This window comes from Pedobacter sp. PLR (genome assembly GCF_026239675.1).
Classification (GTDB): domain Bacteria; phylum Bacteroidota; class Bacteroidia; order Sphingobacteriales; family Sphingobacteriaceae; genus Pedobacter.
The window spans coordinates 216,619-235,762 of sequence record NZ_JAPIVQ010000004.1; the positions used below are offsets into that span (position 1 = coordinate 216,619).

The 19,144-nt window shown below is 39.9% G+C and carries 21 protein-coding genes; 15 read left to right on the plus strand and 6 right to left on the minus strand.

Annotation, left to right across the window (positions count from 1 at the left end):
- Window positions 1-39 precede the first annotated feature (39 nt).
- Window positions 40-1,167, plus strand: a complete 1,128-nt coding sequence (locus OQX61_RS11485; protein ID WP_265841816.1) for a TlpA disulfide reductase family protein — start codon at window positions 40-42, stop codon at window positions 1,165-1,167.
- A gap of 200 nt (window positions 1,168-1,367) precedes the next feature.
- Here the strand turns inward: OQX61_RS11485 and OQX61_RS11490 are convergent, their stop codons facing one another.
- Entirely contained in the window at window positions 1,368-1,694 is a 327-nt protein-coding gene (locus OQX61_RS11490; RefSeq protein WP_182960007.1) for a DUF3276 family protein, read from the minus strand.
- Window positions 1,695-1,822: 128 nt separating this feature from the next.
- Window positions 1,823-3,622: an ABC transporter ATP-binding protein gene (locus OQX61_RS11495; RefSeq protein ID WP_265841817.1), complete on the minus strand. Its 1,800-nt coding sequence runs from the start codon at window positions 3,620-3,622 to the stop codon at window positions 1,823-1,825.
- 113 nt (window positions 3,623-3,735) lie between these two features.
- Between OQX61_RS11495 and OQX61_RS11500 the strand changes: the two genes are divergently transcribed.
- The 9 genes from OQX61_RS11500 to OQX61_RS11540 all read left to right on the plus strand — a co-directional run bounded on the left by OQX61_RS11500 (window position 3,736) and on the right by OQX61_RS11540 (window position 9,853).
- Window positions 3,736-4,824, plus strand: a complete 1,089-nt coding sequence (locus OQX61_RS11500; RefSeq protein ID WP_265841818.1) for a Glu/Leu/Phe/Val dehydrogenase — start codon at window positions 3,736-3,738, stop codon at window positions 4,822-4,824.
- Window positions 4,825-4,879: 55 nt separating this feature from the next.
- Window positions 4,880-5,830, plus strand: coding sequence for a transcription antitermination factor NusB (gene nusB / locus OQX61_RS11505; protein ID WP_265841820.1), 951 nt, complete (start codon window positions 4,880-4,882; stop codon window positions 5,828-5,830).
- Window positions 5,831-5,835: 5 nt separating this feature from the next.
- Window positions 5,836-6,288, plus strand: a complete 453-nt coding sequence (locus OQX61_RS11510) for a DUF1573 domain-containing protein (protein ID WP_265841821.1) — start codon at window positions 5,836-5,838, stop codon at window positions 6,286-6,288.
- A 29-nt stretch (window positions 6,289-6,317) separates the two neighbouring features.
- On the plus strand, window positions 6,318-6,662 hold the full coding sequence (gene yajC / locus OQX61_RS11515) for a preprotein translocase subunit YajC (RefSeq protein ID WP_265841822.1): 345 nt from the start codon (window positions 6,318-6,320) through the stop codon (window positions 6,660-6,662).
- 81 nt (window positions 6,663-6,743) lie between these two features.
- Window positions 6,744-7,691 (plus strand): YbbR-like domain-containing protein, encoded by a 948-nt coding sequence (locus tag OQX61_RS11520; protein ID WP_265841823.1) that lies wholly within the window; start codon window positions 6,744-6,746, stop codon window positions 7,689-7,691.
- On the plus strand, window positions 7,691-8,287 hold the full coding sequence (coaE, locus tag OQX61_RS11525; protein ID WP_265841824.1) for a dephospho-CoA kinase: 597 nt from the start codon (window positions 7,691-7,693) through the stop codon (window positions 8,285-8,287). The genes OQX61_RS11520 and coaE overlap by 1 nt, the downstream gene beginning before the upstream one ends.
- A complete protein-coding gene (locus OQX61_RS11530; protein ID WP_265841825.1) occupies window positions 8,287-9,228 on the plus strand; it encodes an MBL fold metallo-hydrolase RNA specificity domain-containing protein in 942 nt (313 codons plus the stop codon). The genes coaE and OQX61_RS11530 overlap by 1 nt, the downstream gene beginning before the upstream one ends.
- Entirely contained in the window at window positions 9,229-9,390 is a 162-nt protein-coding gene (locus OQX61_RS24330; RefSeq protein WP_265841826.1) for a DUF5522 domain-containing protein, read from the plus strand.
- Between the two features lie 4 nt (window positions 9,391-9,394).
- Window positions 9,395-9,853: a MarR family winged helix-turn-helix transcriptional regulator gene (locus OQX61_RS11540; protein ID WP_322973573.1), complete on the plus strand. Its 459-nt coding sequence runs from the start codon at window positions 9,395-9,397 to the stop codon at window positions 9,851-9,853.
- A 54-nt stretch (window positions 9,854-9,907) separates the two neighbouring features.
- On the opposite strand, the gene OQX61_RS11545 is transcribed toward OQX61_RS11540, so the two are convergent.
- The 3 genes from OQX61_RS11545 to OQX61_RS11555 are packed head-to-tail and all read right to left on the minus strand — an operon-like array spanning window position 9,908 to window position 11,930.
- A complete protein-coding gene (locus tag OQX61_RS11545) occupies window positions 9,908-10,639 on the minus strand; it encodes a ZIP family metal transporter (RefSeq protein ID WP_265841827.1) in 732 nt (243 codons plus the stop codon).
- Window positions 10,639-11,202 carry a phosphatase PAP2 family protein gene (locus OQX61_RS11550; RefSeq protein ID WP_265841828.1) on the minus strand — a complete coding sequence of 188 codons (564 nt, stop codon included), beginning with the start codon at window positions 11,200-11,202 and terminating at the stop codon, window positions 10,639-10,641. Before OQX61_RS11550 ends, OQX61_RS11545 begins: the two co-directional genes overlap by 1 nt.
- Window positions 11,196-11,930 (minus strand): class I SAM-dependent methyltransferase, encoded by a 735-nt coding sequence (locus OQX61_RS11555; protein ID WP_265841829.1) that lies wholly within the window; start codon window positions 11,928-11,930, stop codon window positions 11,196-11,198. The genes OQX61_RS11550 and OQX61_RS11555 overlap by 7 nt, the downstream gene beginning before the upstream one ends.
- Before the next feature lie 176 nt (window positions 11,931-12,106).
- Between OQX61_RS11555 and glmM the strand changes: the two genes are divergently transcribed.
- From glmM to OQX61_RS11580, 5 genes are all read left to right on the plus strand, one after another.
- Window positions 12,107-13,495 (plus strand): phosphoglucosamine mutase, encoded by a 1,389-nt coding sequence (gene glmM / locus OQX61_RS11560; protein WP_265841830.1) that lies wholly within the window; start codon window positions 12,107-12,109, stop codon window positions 13,493-13,495.
- The gene (locus OQX61_RS11565) at window positions 13,495-14,649 is read left to right on the plus strand and encodes a cysteine desulfurase family protein (protein ID WP_265841831.1); all 1,155 of its coding nucleotides are present in this window, start codon (window positions 13,495-13,497) and stop codon (window positions 14,647-14,649) included. The genes glmM and OQX61_RS11565 overlap by 1 nt, the downstream gene beginning before the upstream one ends.
- An 11-nt stretch (window positions 14,650-14,660) precedes the next feature.
- On the plus strand, window positions 14,661-15,194 hold the full coding sequence (locus OQX61_RS11570) for a GNAT family N-acetyltransferase (RefSeq protein WP_265841832.1): 534 nt from the start codon (window positions 14,661-14,663) through the stop codon (window positions 15,192-15,194).
- A gap of 95 nt (window positions 15,195-15,289) precedes the next feature.
- Window positions 15,290-15,496 carry a hypothetical protein gene (locus OQX61_RS11575; RefSeq protein WP_265841833.1) on the plus strand — a complete coding sequence of 69 codons (207 nt, stop codon included), beginning with the start codon at window positions 15,290-15,292 and terminating at the stop codon, window positions 15,494-15,496.
- 235 nt (window positions 15,497-15,731) lie between these two features.
- Window positions 15,732-18,026 carry a GH92 family glycosyl hydrolase gene (locus tag OQX61_RS11580; protein ID WP_265842156.1) on the plus strand — a complete coding sequence of 765 codons (2,295 nt, stop codon included), beginning with the start codon at window positions 15,732-15,734 and terminating at the stop codon, window positions 18,024-18,026.
- 214 nt (window positions 18,027-18,240) lie between these two features.
- Here OQX61_RS11580 and accD read toward each other — a convergent pair whose 3' ends face one another.
- On the minus strand, window positions 18,241-19,086 hold the full coding sequence (gene accD / locus OQX61_RS11585; protein WP_265841834.1) for an acetyl-CoA carboxylase, carboxyltransferase subunit beta: 846 nt from the start codon (window positions 19,084-19,086) through the stop codon (window positions 18,241-18,243).
- Window positions 19,087-19,144: the final 58 nt, after the last annotated feature.

The following is a 19,144-nucleotide window of genomic DNA, read 5'->3' on the forward strand; positions in this document are numbered from 1 at the left end:
ATCACAAGTAACAAATTAAATAATAGGTAAACACACAAAATGAACCATATATTAAAGATTTCAACTTTGTCACTAGGCTTAGTGACCTTGTTGAACATAGCAGGAGTAAATGCACAACAAGCCAAAGGTTTTACCGTAAAAGGTGAACTAACCGGCGTAAAAGACGGAGATAAAATATTGTTTATCCGCAGTACAGCTCAGAATACTGCAGATACGCTTTCACAAACTATAAAAGGAGGGAAATTTGTATTGACGGGGGTTATTAAAAATGGTGCTGAGTTTTTTAGCATCAGGATGGAAGACAAGCGCTTGAGGTACAATGCGTTTTTAGACAATTCCAATATGACCATAAAAGCGAATGCAAATGATTTCACGGAGTCGGTAATTACGGGATCAGTTGCACATGAAGATCACTTGAAATATTCTTCTGCAATGGCTCCATTGATGAGTACCATGAGGGCTTTGAACAAGGAATATAGCGAAGCTAAAAAGGATGGTCAAACTGAGAAAATGGTTACGATCAGTAAGCAGTTTGATGAGCTGGAAGGCGAACAGGAAAAGCTGACCGCAACCTTTATCAAAAACAATCCACAATCTTATTATACCCCATACCTGATCTTTAAAGGTGATGTAGAACCAACCACAACTTTACCACTTTACAATGCCTTATCAGCATCTGTAAAAAAGAGTACTTATGGGTTACAGTTGAAAGACCGTTTAGATGCCTTAGCGAAAGTTGCTATAGGTGTTAAAGCTCCGGATTTCAGCGCACAGACACCAGAAGGAACTACACTTTCTTTAAATGAAGTGGTGGCCAAAGGTAAATATACACTGATTGATTTCTGGGCTTCCTGGTGTGGTCCATGCAGACAGGAGAATCCTAATCTTGTGGCTGCTTATGAAAAGTTCCATGATAAAGGTTTGAATGTATTGGGCGTATCTCTGGATAAGCCAACTGCTGCTGCAGCCTGGAAGAAAGCGATTGCCGATGATAAATTAACCTGGTACCAGATTTCTGATCTTCAGTACTGGCAAAGTCCGATGGTGAAACTATATGCAGTAAGAGGTATCCCTCATTCTGTTTTAGTAGATGCTAATGGGGTTATCGTAGCAAAAGACCTTAGAGGTAAAGCGCTTCATGATAAGCTTGCAGAGCTGATGAAATAAGCTTCTATTGATAAGAAGGCTTGTTGTACTGTTTCGTTTCAGTTCAACAGGCCTTTTTTTTATTCAGCTCAATGTTGCCCTGATGCCCGGGAGAATTCCCATTTGAATTTTGGAAAGTATTTAAAGCTAAAGCGCTAAAATCAGCGCATAAAAAAAAGCCCCTGGTTGATTAGGGACTTTTAATTTTTTTCTGTATGATATTAGTAAGGAAATTCGTCGTTACTTTTAGTGGTTACGCCTTCGTGGTTCTCGGAGTATTCGTAACGTTTCTCAACCACATCCTGGTGGTTCTTAATGTAATCAACAGTCTCATTTAATCCTTCTGCAAACTTCTCAAAATCTTCTTTATACAGGAAGATCTTATGCTTTACAAACACACCGTCTTCTAGTCTTTTCTTGCTTTCAGTTAAAGTTAGGTAATAGTCCCCTGATCTTGTCGCTTTTACGTCGAAAAAGTACGTTCTTTTACCGGCCCTTACTTTCTTCGAAAAAACCTCTTCTCTCTCTTTGTTGTCAAATTCTCCCATGTTGGTATTAATCTTGGTTTTTGGTTCGGGTAAATATAAAGCAATAATTATTAAACTTCAAAATAGAAAATTGCACAAAAGAACTTTCATTTATCTAAATCGGATGAAAAAACAACGATTAGCAATTGTTATACTTCAGAACTGCTGTTGGTTTCCTCTTCCAACAATTGATTTTGATACATTTCGGCATAAGTACCATTTAATTGAAGTAATTCGGCATGTGTACCTTGTTCAATAATATTTCCACCATCTAAGACGAGGATCTTACCTGCATTTTTTATCGTGGAAATCCGGTGAGCAATCAGGATACTGGTTTTCCCCTTCATCACACGACCGAGATTGTTCAGGATCTCTTCTTCTGTACGCGTGTCTACTGCGGAAAGGCAATCGTCGAAAATCAGGACTTTAGGCTCCTTAATCAAGGCCCGCGCTATAGATACCCGCTGTTTTTGTCCGCCGGAAAGGGTAATTCCCCGCTCGCCAAGCATGGTGTCAAATTTATGCTCGAAATTGATGATGTTCTGATAGACCGCCGCATTTTTAGACGCCTGGATTACTGCATCCTCATTAACTTCATCCAGGCCAAAGGCGATGTTGTTTTGTATCGTATCGGAGAATAAAAATACTTCCTGTGGTACAAAGCCAAACTGACTTCTGTAATGCTGTAAGTTGAGCGTGTTGATCGGCTTCCCGTCCATGGTGATTTTCCCCCCATCCACATCATACATGCGCATCATGAGATTGGCGAGTGTGGATTTTCCGGAACCTGTACGGCCAATGATGGCTACAAACTGACCTTGTTCAATCTCAAAACTGATGTTTTTTAAGGCCTGAATTCCAGTATCCGGATAAGTGAAACTTACGTTTTCAAACCTGATATTTCCGTTAACCGGTAAGATCTCTGTGGATCCGGAAACAATCTCCGGCTTCAAATGAAGAAACTCATTGATCCTTTTTTGAGAAGCAGAAGCACGTTGAATCAGGGTCGTTACCCAACCCAACATGGAGACCGGGAAAGTCAGCTGGTTGACATAGACTATAAACTCTGCTATATTCCCTGGCGTGATGGCCCCTTCAATCACTTGTTTCCCTCCGATATAAATGGTTAGAATCGTGCTTAGGCCAACAAGCAACAACATGGTGGGGTAAAATAAAGCCTGAACCTTTACCAGACCCATTGCATTATTTTTATAGCCCTGACTTTCTGCGGCAAAAACTTCTTTTGTATGGTCTTCACGCACATAAGACTTGATCACGCGGATGCCGGAAAACCTTTCCTGCACAAAACTACTTAAACGGGAAAGTTGCTCCTGAATCTGCTCGCTTCTTTTATTAATAATGGTATTGACAAAATAAATGATCACCACCAGTACCGGAAGGGGCAGTAAAGAGAAAATGGCAAGCGTACTATTCACCTGGAACATTGCATAAATGATCAGTATAAATAATACAGCGGTATTGATGGTGTACATAATTGCAGGACCAACATACATACGCACACGGTTTACGTCTTCGGTAGCGCGGTTCATTAAATCACCGGTATTGTTCCTGCGGTAAAAACCAAGGCTTAGCTCCTGGTAATGCGCGTAAATTTCATTCTTCATGTCGTACTCAATATGTCTGGACATCAGAATAATCGTTTGACGCATAAAAAAGAGAAATATCCCCCTCAACAGATAAAGTACGAGCACCAATAGTCCGAAATAGAAAAGACTCTGACTAAAGATATCATAGATGATGCTGCGGCGTTCAAAACCTTCGAATAAGCCGTAAATCTGGATGTTCTCGGTAATTAAATTAAAGGCATGGCCGATCACCTGAGCAGGTATTACTGCAAAAATATTGGAGATGATCACGAAAAACACTCCCGGAATAATCCACCATTTATATTTATAGAAGTATTTGTTTAAGAATCTGAGGTGCTTCATGAATTGTCAAAGTTAGCCAAATGAAGGTAATTTTTTTGAAGACTTTGGTTAAAACTGTGTAATTAATGTTTTTTTTATGCTAGTTTTGCGACATATCTGATAAACAAAATTATATGCCTGATAATAGTTCTCTTGTGAATTCAGTTTTAGATCAGTTAAGCGCCGCAGGGCATAAAAAGGTCGTTTTTTGCAATGATCCGGATACTGGTTTAAAAGCCATTATCGCTGTTCATGATACTACATTAGGTCCTGCTTTAGGCGGAACAAGGATGTGGAGTTATGTTTCAGAAGCGGAAGCATTGGAAGATGTACTGAGATTATCCAGAGGAATGACCTATAAAGCAGCCATCACCGGCTTGAATATTGGCGGTGGTAAAGCAGTGATTATCGGAGATTCCAGAAAAGGAAAATCGGAAGCCATGATGCGCAGCTACGGCAGATTTATCAGAAACATGAATGGAGAATTCATTACGGCAGAGGATTTGGGTACCACCACTAAAGATATGGAGTATATCCGTATGGAAACCGAGCATGTAACCGGCGTTCCGGAATCTTTAGGAGGAGCAGGAAACCCGGCACCACATACGGCGAAAGGCGTATTCTTAGGCATAAAAGCCTGCGTAAAAGAGGTGTTTGGAACAGATATGCTGGCAGGGCGTTCAGTAGTAGTGCAAGGGATTGGTAATGTAGGAGAACACCTGGTAGAGCTGTTAAGAGCAGAAAATGTAGAAGTATACATCAGTGATATCAATGAAGAACGTTTGCAACATGTTGCACGTACTTATAAAGCCAAGCCTATTGCTGCGGATAAAATATTTGGAATAGACGCCGATATTTATGCGCCATGTGCCTTAGGAGCTACGGTAAATGATAGAACCATCCCTAAAATGAAGTTCGCCATTATCGCAGGTTCTGCAAACAATCAGTTGGCAGATGAGCAGGTTCATGGTAAACTATTATTGGATAAGGGCATTTTATTTGCACCGGATTACCTGATCAATGCCGGTGGTTTGATCAGTTGTTATTCTGAATTGACTGGTTATGGAAAGAAACGTACCATTCAGCTGACAGAGAACATATACAATGCCACGCGTGATGTAATCCGAATGTCTAAGAAAGACAACATCTCAACAATCTGGGCTGCTAACCGCATTGCTGAACAAAGAATAATTGATATCAAGAAAATAAAATCATCATTTTAGTACACAAATCACAAATTAAATAACCCGGTAATTTACCACTCGTTCTTACACATTCATGTTAAACAGAAGGCACTTAAGAATTAAAGCTTTGCAAAATATTTTTGCATGGCAGATGACAGACAAGAGAGATTTAGCTTCCTCGAAGAAAGCTCTAATGGAAAGTATTGACAGCGTGTATGAAATGTACATCTGGATGCTATCACTTCTTGTTGAGGTCACGGAATACACTAGCATTGATGCTATTGAAAGGTCAAATAAACATTTGCCTACCCCAGAGGATTTAAATCCTAACATGAAACTACTCCACAATAAGTTTGCGGTAACTCTAAAAGAGAATCCTGACTTTAAGGACAATGTCAACAAATATCAGATCAACTGGATGTCTGATCCTGAATTTGTAAAAGGTATCTTCAATGCCTTAAAAACTACCCCTGAATATATCGCTTACCTTGCAGATGAGGACAACAGTTTAGAGGAATCAAAAGTTATCATCAAATTTATCTTTAGAAAGATTATTTTGAAAAGCCACAACATCATTCAGGCTTTTGAGGATAAATTTATCAACTGGTCTGTAGATAAAGAAGTGATGCAAGGAATGGTTGCGAAAACTTTAAAGAACTTTACTTCAGAAGATCCACGTAAAAACAAACTGACTCCAATTAGTCAGGATTGGGAAGAAGACAAGAAATTCGTAGAAGATCTTTTCATTTACACGCTGAAAAACAACAAAGAATACCAGGAACTTATTGCCGAACGTACTAAAAACTGGGAGTCGGAAAGGATTGCATTAATGGATACTATTTTGATGAAAATGGCGATCTGTGAATTGTTGAATTTCCCTTCTATTCCTGTTAAAGTAACGATTAACGAGTACCTTGATCTATCAAAAGATTACAGTACTCCGAAAAGTAATTCGTTTATTAACGGTATCTTGGACAAAATTTTAGGCGATCTGAAAAGAACGGATAGCATCCATAAATTGGGTCGCGGATTAATCGAAGAATAAATAATATGAAACGAATTTTGTTAATTGCAATTGCAGCAATGACATTTGCTTCCTGCCAGAATACGACAAAAACAGCTGGTGGAAATACTGAAGCAGGGACAACCTCCCTTGCCGAAGGTACTGACCCTGTTGCTGCAGCTGATGCCGCGGTAATGACTTTTGATAATGAAAACTATAATTTCGGTAAGATAGCTCCGGGAGAAAAAGTTCATTACAGTTATAACTTTAAGAACACTGGAAAAAGCCCTTTAATCATTACCAATGCCACCGCAACCTGTGGTTGTACGGTTCCTGAGATACCTAAAGAGCCGATTCTTCCAGGTGCAACAGGTAGCATTAAAGTGGTCTTTGACAGCAACGGAAAATTTGGAATGCAGGATAAAGTCGTTACGGTGACTTCAAATGCAAACCCAACAGTAGCAGAGCTACACTTAACAGGAGAAATTAAAGAAAAGTAAATACTAATAAAATCTTATATATTAATCATATGATGTCAACAGTAATCTTACAAGCAACAGGTGGTAGCAGCATGCTAGGTACCCTGGTACCAATGGTTTTAATCATGGTGGTATTTTATTTTTTCATGATCAGACCGCAGGTTAAAAAAGCTAAGGATCATAAAAAATTGGTTGAAGACTTGAAAAAAGGAGATAAAATTGTTACTACTGCCGGTATTCACGGTAAAATTGTAGACATGAACGATACTACTTTCGTAATTGAAGTAGAGAGTGGTACTAAAATCCGTTTTGATAAAACTTCGGTTTCTTTAGATGCAACGAAAGCTGCAGCTCCTAAAGTTGACCTTGCTAAAACTGACGCTCCTAAAGCATAGGTTTCACAGCTATACTGGTAAAAGCCGCATCCTTGTTTGGTGCGGCTTTTGCATTTCAGTATATTTGTTTACTTTGTCTATATGCCCATCATCAAACTCACAAAAGTAGAGCAAAAGCGTTTTCTGGCGCTGGTCACCTGTCTGTTCCTGGCTGTTGCGGCATGGTTATTCATGGCATTAAACAATAAATATGTTTATACTGCCAAGACAGTACTCGACTATAAGAACTTCCCTCAGAAAAAAGCTTTTCATCCGCTGCAATCAGATACGGTAGATTTACAGGTGGAAGGAACGGGCTGGCAACTTTTATTTGCGCGTTTGAGGATCAAACCTCAGTCGATCTCCATTAACCTGGAGAAATTGAACAACAGAAATTATGTGTTGTTTTCAGAACAACTTTTCAATGTAAACCGTCAGCTTGAATCTTCTCAAAAGATCATTTCCGTGAAACCGGATACCCTTTATTTTGATTTTTCTGAGAGGAGAGTAAAAAGAGTTCCTGTGAAACTGGTTTCCCACCTGAGCTTTGCCCCGCAATACGGGATTTCCAATGCGATTAAGGTGAATCCGGATTATGTCACGATTTCCGGTCCGGAAGAAGATATCATGAAGATCAGGGAATGGAACACGGATACCCTGAAACTGGAAGAGATTCAAAACTCTACGGTCGCAAGAGTAGCAATGGTGCAGAATAAGATGAAAAACGTCAACATTTTCCCGACCAGTGTAGACGTGAAATTACCGGTGGATGAGTTCACGGAAAAAATAATAGAAGTGCCTTTAAAGGTGATCAACAATAAAGAATATTACAATGTAAAGCTGTATCCGAAAAAGGTGAAAATCACTTTGATGGTGGCTTTGTCCCGGTATACCCAGATCAATGAGGAGTTTATTGTAGCGGTGGTGGATATGAATGAATGGAAAGTTTTTCAGCACAATGAGTTAACTGTGCGCTTAACGCGTTTTCCGGATTATTGCAGACTGGTGCAGATTAAACCTGCTAAAGTTGATTTTATCATAGAAAAATAATGTTAAAAATAGGAATAACAGGGGGGATTGGCTCCGGGAAAACCACGGTGTGCCGCGTGTTTGAAACGCTGGGTATTCCTGTGTTTTACGCAGATACGGTAGCCAAAAAAATTATGGTGACGGATCCGATCCTGATTGCAGGAGTAAAAACTGCTTTCGGAAAGGAAAGTTATACTCCGGAAGGAATATTGAATAATAAACATATTGCCGGAATTGTCTTTAATCAAACCTCAGAACTTGAAAAATTAAACCAATTGGTTCATCCGGCAGTATTTCGTGCTTTTGAACATTGGCTTGCTCAGGTTTCTCCAAATGCCCCTTACCTATTAAAAGAAGCAGCCTTGCTTTTTGAAAGTGGTTCTTATCAGCAGTGCGACCGTAATGTACTGGTGATCGCGCCTTTGGAAACTAAATTGCAACGCGTGATGCAGCGCGATGGGGTAACAGCTGAGCAAGTGAAGGCACGTATGGATAAACAGCTCTCCGACGAAGAAAAGGCCAGAATGGCGGATATGCTGGTCCATAATAATGAAACAGATTCTTTAATTACACAAGTGATGGCTTTACACCATCAATTCTTAAATACAAACCCTTAATGATATTAGATGATTTTATAGTTGCTACAAAAACTGGTTTATTTTGTAGATATGGTGATTTTTATCTGGATCCAAAGGAGATAGCAAAAGACGCAGTGATCTCCCATGCCCATGGAGACCATGCCATCGGCGGTAACCTGAATGTTTACTGCACTAAAACGACTTCATTATTTATGAAGCACCGTTATAAGAAGTTTGCCGCCGGCGAGTTTCATTTGAAAGAATTTCATGAGCATTTTATCTTAAATGGCGTTAAAATCAGCTTTATTCCAGCCGGACACATTCTGGGTTCTGCCATGATTTTAATGGAGTATCAGGGCGTAAAATACTTGTACACCGGAGATTATAAGTTGCAGCCTGATAAAACCTGTGAGCCGATTGAGTTTGTACAAGCAGATGTGCTGATTACAGAGACTACTTTTGCCGATCCGAACACCCGTCACCCGGTGGCAGAAGAAGAGATTTTGAAACTGAACGGAACCCAAAGTAATATTATGCTGGGTGCTTATGCTCTGGGTAAATGTCAGCGGTTAATCAGTCTGATGAATGACCATTGTCCGGAAAAAAGGATACTGGTACACCATAGTATGATGCCTTTTGTGAAAATTTATGAGGAGAATGGCATAAATATGGGAAAATATGAAATGTATGATCGTAAAGTGATGAAGAACACGCCGGCTAACATGATTTATATGGTTCCACCAATGGTGTTCCGCAGTTATTCCAGAGCTATTAACGTGATTAGAGTGTTCGCTACAGGCTGGAAACACTTACAAAGTAACAGTGAGATTCAGTTGTATGTTTCTGATCATGCGGATTGGAATGACATCATTTATAGCATTGATCAGGTGAAACCAACTCAGGTCTGGACCAATCATGGCGATGGAAAGCAATTGAAGGAACATTTTGCGAATAGTTTGGTCGTTAAATTGCTTACATAAATGATAGAAGGGATAGACTATTATTTGAACGAGGATGGGCTAATGGTTTTTACCGAAGCCTACCATCTTAAAAGGGGCTATTGCTGTAAGAATAAATGTAAACACTGCCCATGGGGATTTGGTAAGAAAAAGACCAGATCTAAGGATGGGGACCAGAATTAATATAATGACTGAGATGCAGTTGGAGAAAGAAATAAAAGCGACAAAATTTAAAGATATATACCAGCAGGCAATTGCGAATCTGGTATTTACCAATAGTTGGTGCAATGATTATTTTAAACAGGTCATTGCTCCATATGAGATCACTCCCCAGCAGTTCAATATTTTAAGGATACTAAGAGGGCAATACCCAAAGCCATCTACAATTAACCTGTTAAAATCAAGAATGCTGGATAAGATGTGTGATGCTTCCCGCATCACCGAGCGTCTGGTGCAAAAGAAATTGGTGGCTAAAGGTGTGAATGCCCATGATAAACGTGCGGTGGATATTCTGATCACAGAGAAAGGATTAACCCTGCTCCTGAAGATGGATGATGAGGTAGACCTTTCTGAACTTTCTGCCAAAAACCTGTCGGAAGCAGAGGCACAGTTACTGAACGATTTGCTGGATAAAATGAGAGGTTAATCCGTTTGGATTAACCTCTTAATATTTTAATGGCTGAAGGGTCTTTAGTATGGTTTAATGCTGATGGGTGTGCCCGGTCATAAAATAACCGATCAGGGCAATACCTACACCACACAATACCGCAATCATTTTTCTTTTACTCACCTTGTGGTCTACACTGGATTCGAATAGGATCGTGGTAGAGATGTGTAAAAAGATACCAATCACAATACCCATAATCTTATTAAAATAGTCCTCTACGCCACCTATGGTACCGTTGCTCAGGCCATAGCTTACATAAAAGCCTAATGGGGCCATTATCGCGAAAATACTGATATAGAAAAGCACGCTGTTTCTGTTGAACTTGCTTTGTAACAGGATACTTGCCAGGGCAAAAGCCGCTGGAATATGGTGTAAGGAGATACCGAAAATCAGGGCGTTGTGCTGATCTTTAGCCAATGGCATTCCTTCCAGGAAAGCGTGAAGGCAAAGACTAATCATGATGCCGTAAGGAAATGCTTTAGAATCCCCGTGTTTATGGATATGGCCATGTTCTACGCCTTCGGAAAACTGCTCTAACAGAATCTGGAACAGAAAACCAATCAGGATAAAAATACCGATTGAAGCATGATCCGGACCGCTGTAAGCTTCCGGGATCAGGTGTAATACCGTGATGGCAAATAAATAAGCACCACTAAAGGAAAGGATTAACTTTAGCAGCTGAGATTTATCGCTCTTCACCATAAAGATGGCAGAGCCGCCCAAAAAAGCACTAAAGAATAAGATGAGCAACTTCCAGATTTCCATTATACTTGGGGTTGTATTTTTTTATAGATGATTGAGGTCGTGAAACCAATCAGACTGCCGAGTAGGGCACCCACCATGGTATCAATAGGGTAGTGTACCCCGACATAAATTTGGGAGAAAGAAATGAGAAATGCCCAGGCGATTCCGATCGGCAAAATAGGTTTCCATTTATCGTAAAACACGAAAATCAGGAAAACAGCCATGGCAAAATGATTGGTAGCATGAGCAGATGGGAAACTATAGCCGCTGCCACATGGGACACGGCGGATGAGTTCTCCAACCAGATCAATGTCGTTGCAAGGTCTGATGCGTCCTGCCAATGGTTTGATCACCCTGGAAGCGATTAAATCGCCCATAGCTACTGTAAAAGCAAGCATTCCAATAATGTACCATCCTCTTTTCTTGTATTCTTTTACACAAAAGATGATGATAAATAAATATAATGGCATCCAGAAATAGCGGTTGCGCATCAAAGGGAGGAGCCAGTCGAAAAATGGATTGCCCATGTCACGGTTCACTTTCAGAAATAGTTCTACGTCAAATTGATGCAGGCTTTCTAGCATGTTTTTTTGCAGATTAAGATCAAACGGTCAGATTTAGTCTCATCGAATGGCTCTAAAGCGTAGCTACCAAAGGTTTCCGTGATTTCCAAACCGCTTTTTAACAGCATTCTTTCGAAATCTTCTTTTTGGAAGGCCTGAACACGCTCTTCAAAAGCAAAAGCTTTATTGCGGTGTTCAAAATTGATATGTTTGATGATCTTGCCATCAGCAACAAATTTATGGAGGTGGAATTCAATGCCATCCATCGTTTTTGTTTCCTGCTGTGTCAGGTTTTTTAGGATCTTTTGTGTGTTGAAATAATCGATAACCAGGGTTCCGTCAGGCTTTAAGCTTTTTCTGAACGAGGTTAAGGCGCTTACGTGTTCTTTTTCCGTTTCAAAATAACCGAAACTGGTGAACAGGTTTAAGGCGAGGTCAAAATAATTGATGAAAGACAGCTTGCGCATGTCATGCACGAAAAAGTGCAGGTTCTTTTGCTCAAACTGCTGTGCATATTTGATGCTTTGCTCGGAAAGGTCAACACCTGTGACATCGTAACCTTTTTTATTCAGGTAAATAGAATGTCTTCCGCGGCCGCAGGCGATGTCCATAATTTTGGAATCCGCAGCAGGCTTTAGGTGTGCCGACAGGTTATCAATTAAGAATTCTGCCTCAGCATCATTACGTTGACTATATAAAATATGATAATAGGGAGAGTTGAACCAATATTGAAACCACTTGCGTTGCATAAAGCCCGTTTTTGTTGATGTTTAGGAAAAGCACAAATATAGTATTTTCAAATGCAACATTGAGGATAATTTGAGCTTGCTCCCCGATTTTAATGATGTTAATTTTACGATTCGGAGCGGTATAAATCAGTCTTTATGTTGTTTTTTTGCTATTTTTGAAAAAAAAACCGAATAACTTGACACTAATAAAATCTATCTCTGGAATAAGAGGAACCATCGGAGGAATTGCCGGTAATGGTTTAACTCCTATTGATATCGTTAAATTTACAGCAGCTTATGGCTCGTGGATTATCAATAAAACGAATATTAAGAAAATTGTTGTTGGACGTGACGCCAGGATTTCTGGTGAAATGGTGAACAACCTGGTGATTGGTACGCTTCAAGGCTTAGGCATTGAGGTTATCGACCTTGGTTTGTCAACTACCCCAACAGTAGAAATCGCAGTACCTCTTGAAAAAGCTGGTGGCGGTATCATCTTAACCGCAAGTCACAATCCAAAACAATGGAATGCCTTGAAATTATTGAATGAAAAGGGAGAATTCATCAGCGATGCAGATGGAAAAGAACTTTTAGAGATCGCTGAGAAAGCAGAATTTAGCTTTGCTGATGTTGATGATTTAGGTACGGTAACTAAAAACGATACCTATTTGCAAAAGCATATTGATGCCGTTCTTGCCTTGCCATTGGTAGATGTTGCAGCGATTAAAGCAGCAAACTTCAAGATTGCCATCGACTGTGTGAACTCTACAGGAGGGATCTTTGTTCCGGCTTTATTGAAAGCTTTAGGTGTAGAAACAGTTTATGAATTGTATTGTACACCTGATGGTCATTTCCCACACAATCCAGAGCCACTTCCAGAAAACTTAACGGAAATCGCTAAGGTGGTAAAAGCTAAAAACGCTGATTTAGGTATTGTAGTAGACCCTGATGTTGACCGTTTATGCTTCGTATGTGAAGACGGTGCTATGTTTGGCGAAGAGTATACTTTGGTTGCTGTTGCGGATTACGTGCTTCAAAATACGCCTGGAAATACGGTTTCTAACCTTTCTTCAACCAGAGCATTGAGAGATGTGACGGAAAAAGCAGGTATGGAATACCATGCTTCAGCAGTTGGAGAGGTAAACGTAGTGAATCAAATGAAAGCCAGTAATGCGGTGATCGGTGGTGAAGGTAATGGTGGTATCATCTATCCTGAATCTCATTACGGCCGTGATGCTTTAGTTGGTATTGGTTTATTCCTGACGCATTTGGCAAAGTTTGGTAAGTCGATCTCTCTTTTGAGAAGTAGCTACCCTGCTTATTATATCTCTAAGAATAAAATCACATTAACACCTGAAATGGACATTGATGCTTTATTGCTAAAAGTTCAGGAAAAATATAAAAGCCAGCCTACCAGTACAATTGATGGGTTGAAAATTGAATTTGATAAGGAATGGGTGCATTTGCGCAGGTCTAATACTGAGCCGATCATTCGTATCTATAGTGAAGCAGGTAGCGAAACTGTTGCTGAAAACCTGGCTTCAAAGATCATTTCAGATATTAAAGAAATTTTAAAATTGAACTAATGAAGGTAAACAGGATCTATTTAGACAATGCGGCAACAACACCTTTAGACCCGGAAGTGATTTCGGAAATGGTGAATGTGATGACTAATTATTACGGAAATCCATCTGCAATTCATGCTCAGGGTAGAGAGGTAAGAACGCTGGTTGAAAAAGCAAGAAAAACTGTTGCCGGTCTCTTAAATGCGACTCCTGCTGAGATCTTTTTTACATCCGGAGGTACAGAAGCCGACAATACCGCCATTCGTTGTGGAATTGCTGCATTTAATATCAAACATGCCATTACTTCGAAAATTGAACATCATGCGGTAGAACATACTTTAGATATGTTGTTGAAGCAAGGTGTTATTGACAAGTTGAGTTTTGTAAACATCGATACTAAAGGTAATATTGATTATGACCATCTGGAGCAACTGTTAAAAGAAAACGGACGTTCATTTGTTTCTTTGATGCATGCTAATAATGAGTTGGGTACCCTGACCGATATTGAGCGTGTAGGAGAGATATGCGAGCAATATGATGCCATTTATCATTGTGATACCGTTCAAACGATGGGTCATTACAAGCATGATGTCAGAAAATTAAAAGCTCATTTCATTGTGTGTTCAGCGCATAAATTGCATGGACCTAAAGGGGTAGGTTTTCTTTTTGTAAATCACAATGTGAAAATCGCTCCGATGATTTATGGTGGTGCACAGGAACGCAATATGCGTGGTGGTACAGAAAATGTATATGGTATTATTGGGCTGTCGAAAGCCCTTGAAATGGCTTATACAGAAATGGAAAGTCACCAGAATCATATTCAGGGTTTAAAAGATTACCTGAAAAACAGATTGAGTACTGAGATTGGTGACATTAGCTTTAACGGTGAAACGGATGCCGATAAGAGTTTATATACCGTATTGAACGTTTCTTTCCCGGCCATGGATATGTCTGATATGTTGTTGTTTAACCTGGATATCAATGGTATTTCTGCCTCTGGTGGTAGTGCTTGTTCTTCAGGATCTAACATCGGTTCTCATGTGTTGACTGGTATTCATGCAGACCCGAACAGGCCTTCTGTAAGGTTCTCTTTCAGCAAATACAACACGAAAGAAGAGCTGGATATTGTAATAGATAAAGTAAAACAAATCGTAAGTCAGAACGTTACTGCATAAAGATTTCTTTTATGAAGTTTCACAGGATTACAACGGCCAGCGATCCCTCGCTGACCTTTATTAAAAAATTATATGAGGATGCCTTCCCTCCGCATGAGCGGAGGGATTGGGATTCCTTACTGAAGCGGATCTCCTTAGACAAGGAAATGCACCTTGATCTGATTCATACCGACGACGGACATATTGGTTTTATCATCTGGTGGGAGATTTCAGGCAGTTATTTCGTAGAACATTTTGCTATTGATGCTGAATTAAGGGGTAAGAACTATGGTGCCTCAGTACTCAATTATTATAAAACACTGCTTCCCGGCAGGATTTTACTAGAAGTGGAGCCACCGGAGGATGATTATTCTGTTCGTAGAATCGGTTTTTACGAGCGTCTGGGCTTCCAGGTCTTAGATTTCAGTTACAGACAACCCTCCTATACCAATCCTTTGGAATCTTATCCGATGTTACTAATGGGAACTGCCGTTTTTGAAGAAACTGAGCTTAAGGTATTGGCCCGGCTGATCAGGGAGAAAATATACACTCCTAAGGCTGGTTAATTCTGTTTATTTTTTCTTTTTTTTATACCAAACATAACTGTTTTTGCGTTGTTACCATAATAAGCTACGGTATACATCAATAAATTATATTTGTTATGAAAAAGCCGGAAAACAAGAACGAGAGACACAGTCACCGGAAAACGGTGTACAAAGAGACAGAAGATTTTGGAAACAATAAGCCAGATACTGGTGATACCTCTTCTGCCGGAGATTTTAGTCGGACAGTTTTTATAAAGAGGCCCCACAGGACCAATAAGCCTATGGGCTCCAGTCATGAGCCAGGTACCTTTCCAGGAAGGTGAGCTGCAATATCCGATCTAAAGTAACATTTACAGCTACATTGCTCATGAAGGCACGATATTTACGTATTGTGCCTTTTTTTATTTAGAATAATTGATAAAAATCTATTACTTTAGGACTGTGCTAAAACGTTTTTAGCGCTCAAATGCATGAGCTGTTTGTAGAAATGGTCAATTGCTGCATTTGGAGCTGGATTTTAAACCAAATATTATAAATTATTTATCCAATATCATGATGATGAAGCGATACTTAACCGCGTTACTGATTGCAGGTTCTTCCGCAGCTTATGCGCAGACCGTTGGTAAACTGAGCGATCCGGTAGAATGGATCAACCCCTTGATGGGAACGGCGAGCAAGCCCTCTATGTCTAACGGAAATACTTATCCAACAATTGCCTTACCCTGGGGCATGAACTTCTGGACGCCACAAACCGGTAAAATGGGAGATGGCTGGGCCTATACTTACGATGCCGATAAAATTCGAGGCTTCAAGCAAACCCATCAACCATCGCCATGGATGAACGATTACGGGCAGTTTTCGATCATGCCGGTGACCGGTAAAAAACGTTTCGATCAGGAAGAGCGTGCCAGCTGGTATTCTCATAAAGCGGAAGTTGTGAAACCTTATTATTATAGTGTTTACCTGGCGGATGCTGACGTGACGACAGAGATTACGCCTACAGAGCGTGCCGCACAGTTCCGGTTTACCTTTCCTAAATCCGACAGTTCATTTGTTGTGATTGATGCTTTCGATAAAGGATCCTACATTAAGATCTTCCCTAAAGAAAGAAAAGTGATCGGTTATACTACGAGACACAGTCACAAGATGACACCTGAAAACTTTAAGAATTACTTTGTAGCTTATTTCGACAAGGATTTCGTGTCTGCCAATGCCTGGAAGGGTAAAGAGCTGTTGAAAGATGAGCTGGAAATTAAAGCGGATCATTCTGGTGCAATTGTAGGTTTTAAAACGAAAAAAGGAGAACAGGTAGGGATGAAAGTCGCTTCGTCTTTCATCAGTTTTGAGCAGGCAGAACTTAATTTAAAAAGAGAACTGGCCAATGATGCTTTCGATGCAACCAAAGCAAAAGCAAAAGCTGTTTGGAATAAAACGCTGAGCAGGGTAGCTGTAGAAGGTGGAACGGTTGATCAGACCCGTACTTTTTATTCTAGCTTTTACCGTACTTTATTTTTTCCGAACAAGTTATATGAGTTGGATGCCAGCAATAAAATTGTACACTGGAGTCCATACAATGGTAAAGTATTACCTGGTTATATGTTTGCCGGAACAGGCTTCTGGGATACATTCAGGGCATTATATCCTTTCTTAAATCTGGTTTATCCATCGATCAATAAAGAAATGCAGGAAGGATTGATCAACGACTACAAAGAAGGTGGCTGGTTGCCGGAATGGTCTAGTCCGGGGTATGCTAATGTGATGGTAGGTAACAACTCTGCTTCGGTAGTTGCGGATGCTTACATTAAAGGTCTTCGTGGTTACGACATCAATACTTTATATGAAGCCTTGATCCATGGCGCAAATAATGAAGGGCCTTTAGATGCAGTAGGAAGGTCAGGAGTGAAGTATTATAATGAACTCGGTTATGTACCCTATGATGTGAAAATCAATGAAAATGCAGCGCGTACTTTAGAATATGCGTATGATGATTTTACGATTTACCAATTGGGTAAGGCTTTGAAAAAACCTAAAGCAGAAACAGATATCTACGCAAAACGTAGTATGAATTATAAAAATCTTTTTGATCCTTCCAGTGGGTTGATGAGAGGTAAGAATAAGGATGGCCAGTTCCAGTCGCCGTTTAACCCATTTAAATGGGGTGATGCCTTTACAGAAGGTAACAGCTGGCATTATTCATGGTCAGTATTCCAGGATATTGATGGTCTTGCTAAGTTAATGGGTGGTAAAGAAAAGTTTGTGACTAAACTGGATTCTGTATTTACTTTGCCTCCAATCTTTGACGACAGCTATTATGGCAGCGTAATTCATGAGATTCGGGAAATGCAGGTGGCTAATATGGGACAATATGCGCATGGTAACCAACCGATTCAGCACATGATTTACCTGTATAACTATGCAGGTGCACCATGGAAAACTCAATACTGGGTACGTGAAACGATGAACCGTATGTATAAACCAACTCCGGACGGCTATTGCGGTGATGAAGATAATGGTCAGACTTCTGCCTGGTATGTTTTCTCGGCAATGGGCTTTTACCCGGTAACACCTGCTACAGATCAGTATGTTTTAGGTGCGCCTTTATTCAAAAAGGTGACTTTAAACCTGGAAAACGGTAAAAAAGTAGTGATCAACGCAGCAAATAACAGTGATGACAACAGATATGTGCAAGGTTTGAAATATAATGGTGCTGCTTATCCTAAGAACTGGTTGAGCCATTCTGAGCTTACCAAGGGTGCAACACTTGATTTCAATATGACTGCAACGCCAAATAAGCAGCGTGGAACGAAAGAAACGGATTTCCCTTACTCTTTCTCTACCGATCCTAATAAATAGGCTTAGAAGCGATTAATTGACGAAATCTGTGCCGATATGTTTTTTTAAACATTGAAATGTGAAACACAAAAATATAGCGCATAAAAAAAGTGGGAGTTGTAAAAACTCCCACTTTTTTTATGTCTAAACTAAAATTTAGTTATTAAACTTAATTCTAATGATTTAGCTCCATCAAAGTTGATTGTTCTTTAGATGGGACTTTATTTATTCAATTTTAATTGTTCAGCATTTTAAGGAAAGCTGCAATTTTAGCTTTCATCGCTCTGCGATCTACAATAAAGTCAAGGAAACCGTGCTCCTGAACAAACTCTGCAGTTTGAAATCCTTTAGGAAGGTCCTTTTTGATTGTTTCTTTAATTACCCTCGGACCGGCGAAACCGATCAAAGCTCCTGGTTCTGCGATATTGATATCACCTAACATCGCATACGATGCAGTAACTCCACCTGTAGTAGGGTCGGTCAATAAAGAGATATACGGGATTTTCGCCTGACTCAACAAGGCTAATTTAGCCGATGTTTTTGCCATTTGCATTAGCGAGAATGCTGCTTCCATCATTCTGGCACCACCAGATTTAGAAATCATCAGGAATGGAATTTTATGTTTGATGCTATAGTCAATAGAGCGGGCGATTTTTTCCCCTACTACTGAACCCATAGAACCACCGATAAAGTTGAAATCCATACAGGCAATTACCAGGTCCTGACCTTCAATTTTACCTACACCTGCTCTGATTGCGTCTTTTAAGCCGGTTTTAGCCTGACTTTCTACCAAACGGTCTACATAAGGTTTACTGTCTGTGAAGTTTAATGGGTCACCTGAAGTTAGATTTGCAAATAACTCTGTGAACTCATTATTGTCAAACAATACCTGAAAATATTCCTTTGATCCTACCCTTAAATGGTAGTCGCAATATTGGCAAACGTATTTATTTTCAACCAGATCAGCACTGTGGAGTGCTTTCTTACAATTTGGACACTTGTTCCATAAACCGTCTGGCGCTTCTTTTTTTTCTTCTGTTCTTGTACTGATACCTTTTTTTTCTCTCTTAAACCAAGCCATGTTATTTGTTGAAAAATGCGAGTACAAAGAAACAAAAAAAAATTAGAACAGTTTAAGG

Excerpts from the sequence above, each read along its gene's own strand:
- OQX61_RS11485 (WP_265841816.1), top strand. The coding sequence starts at position 40 with ATGAACCATATATTAAAGATTTCAACTTTGTCACTAGGCTTAGTGACC.
- OQX61_RS11490 (WP_182960007.1), bottom strand. The coding sequence starts at position 1,694 with ATGGGAGAATTTGACAACAAAGAGAGAGAAGAGGTTTTTTCGAAGAAA.
- OQX61_RS11495 (WP_265841817.1), bottom strand. The coding sequence starts at position 3,622 with ATGAAGCACCTCAGATTCTTAAACAAATACTTCTATAAATATAAATGG.
- OQX61_RS11500 (WP_265841818.1), top strand. The coding sequence starts at position 3,736 with ATGCCTGATAATAGTTCTCTTGTGAATTCAGTTTTAGATCAGTTAAGC.
- nusB (WP_265841820.1), top strand. The coding sequence starts at position 4,880 with ATGTTAAACAGAAGGCACTTAAGAATTAAAGCTTTGCAAAATATTTTT.
- OQX61_RS11510 (WP_265841821.1), top strand. The coding sequence starts at position 5,836 with ATGAAACGAATTTTGTTAATTGCAATTGCAGCAATGACATTTGCTTCC.
- yajC (WP_265841822.1), top strand. The coding sequence starts at position 6,318 with ATGATGTCAACAGTAATCTTACAAGCAACAGGTGGTAGCAGCATGCTA.
- OQX61_RS11520 (WP_265841823.1), top strand. The coding sequence starts at position 6,744 with ATGCCCATCATCAAACTCACAAAAGTAGAGCAAAAGCGTTTTCTGGCG.
- coaE (WP_265841824.1), top strand. The coding sequence starts at position 7,691 with ATGTTAAAAATAGGAATAACAGGGGGGATTGGCTCCGGGAAAACCACG.
- OQX61_RS11530 (WP_265841825.1), top strand. The coding sequence starts at position 8,287 with ATGATATTAGATGATTTTATAGTTGCTACAAAAACTGGTTTATTTTGT.
- OQX61_RS24330 (WP_265841826.1), top strand. The coding sequence starts at position 9,229 with ATGATAGAAGGGATAGACTATTATTTGAACGAGGATGGGCTAATGGTT.
- OQX61_RS11540 (WP_322973573.1), top strand. The coding sequence starts at position 9,395 with ATGACTGAGATGCAGTTGGAGAAAGAAATAAAAGCGACAAAATTTAAA.
- OQX61_RS11545 (WP_265841827.1), bottom strand. The coding sequence starts at position 10,639 with ATGGAAATCTGGAAGTTGCTCATCTTATTCTTTAGTGCTTTTTTGGGC.
- OQX61_RS11550 (WP_265841828.1), bottom strand. The coding sequence starts at position 11,202 with ATGCTAGAAAGCCTGCATCAATTTGACGTAGAACTATTTCTGAAAGTG.
- OQX61_RS11555 (WP_265841829.1), bottom strand. The coding sequence starts at position 11,930 with ATGCAACGCAAGTGGTTTCAATATTGGTTCAACTCTCCCTATTATCAT.
- OQX61_RS11565 (WP_265841831.1), top strand. The coding sequence starts at position 13,495 with ATGAAGGTAAACAGGATCTATTTAGACAATGCGGCAACAACACCTTTA.
- OQX61_RS11570 (WP_265841832.1), top strand. The coding sequence starts at position 14,661 with ATGAAGTTTCACAGGATTACAACGGCCAGCGATCCCTCGCTGACCTTT.
- OQX61_RS11575 (WP_265841833.1), top strand. The coding sequence starts at position 15,290 with ATGAAAAAGCCGGAAAACAAGAACGAGAGACACAGTCACCGGAAAACG.
- OQX61_RS11580 (WP_265842156.1), top strand. The coding sequence starts at position 15,732 with ATGAAGCGATACTTAACCGCGTTACTGATTGCAGGTTCTTCCGCAGCT.
- accD (WP_265841834.1), bottom strand. The coding sequence starts at position 19,086 with ATGGCTTGGTTTAAGAGAGAAAAAAAAGGTATCAGTACAAGAACAGAA.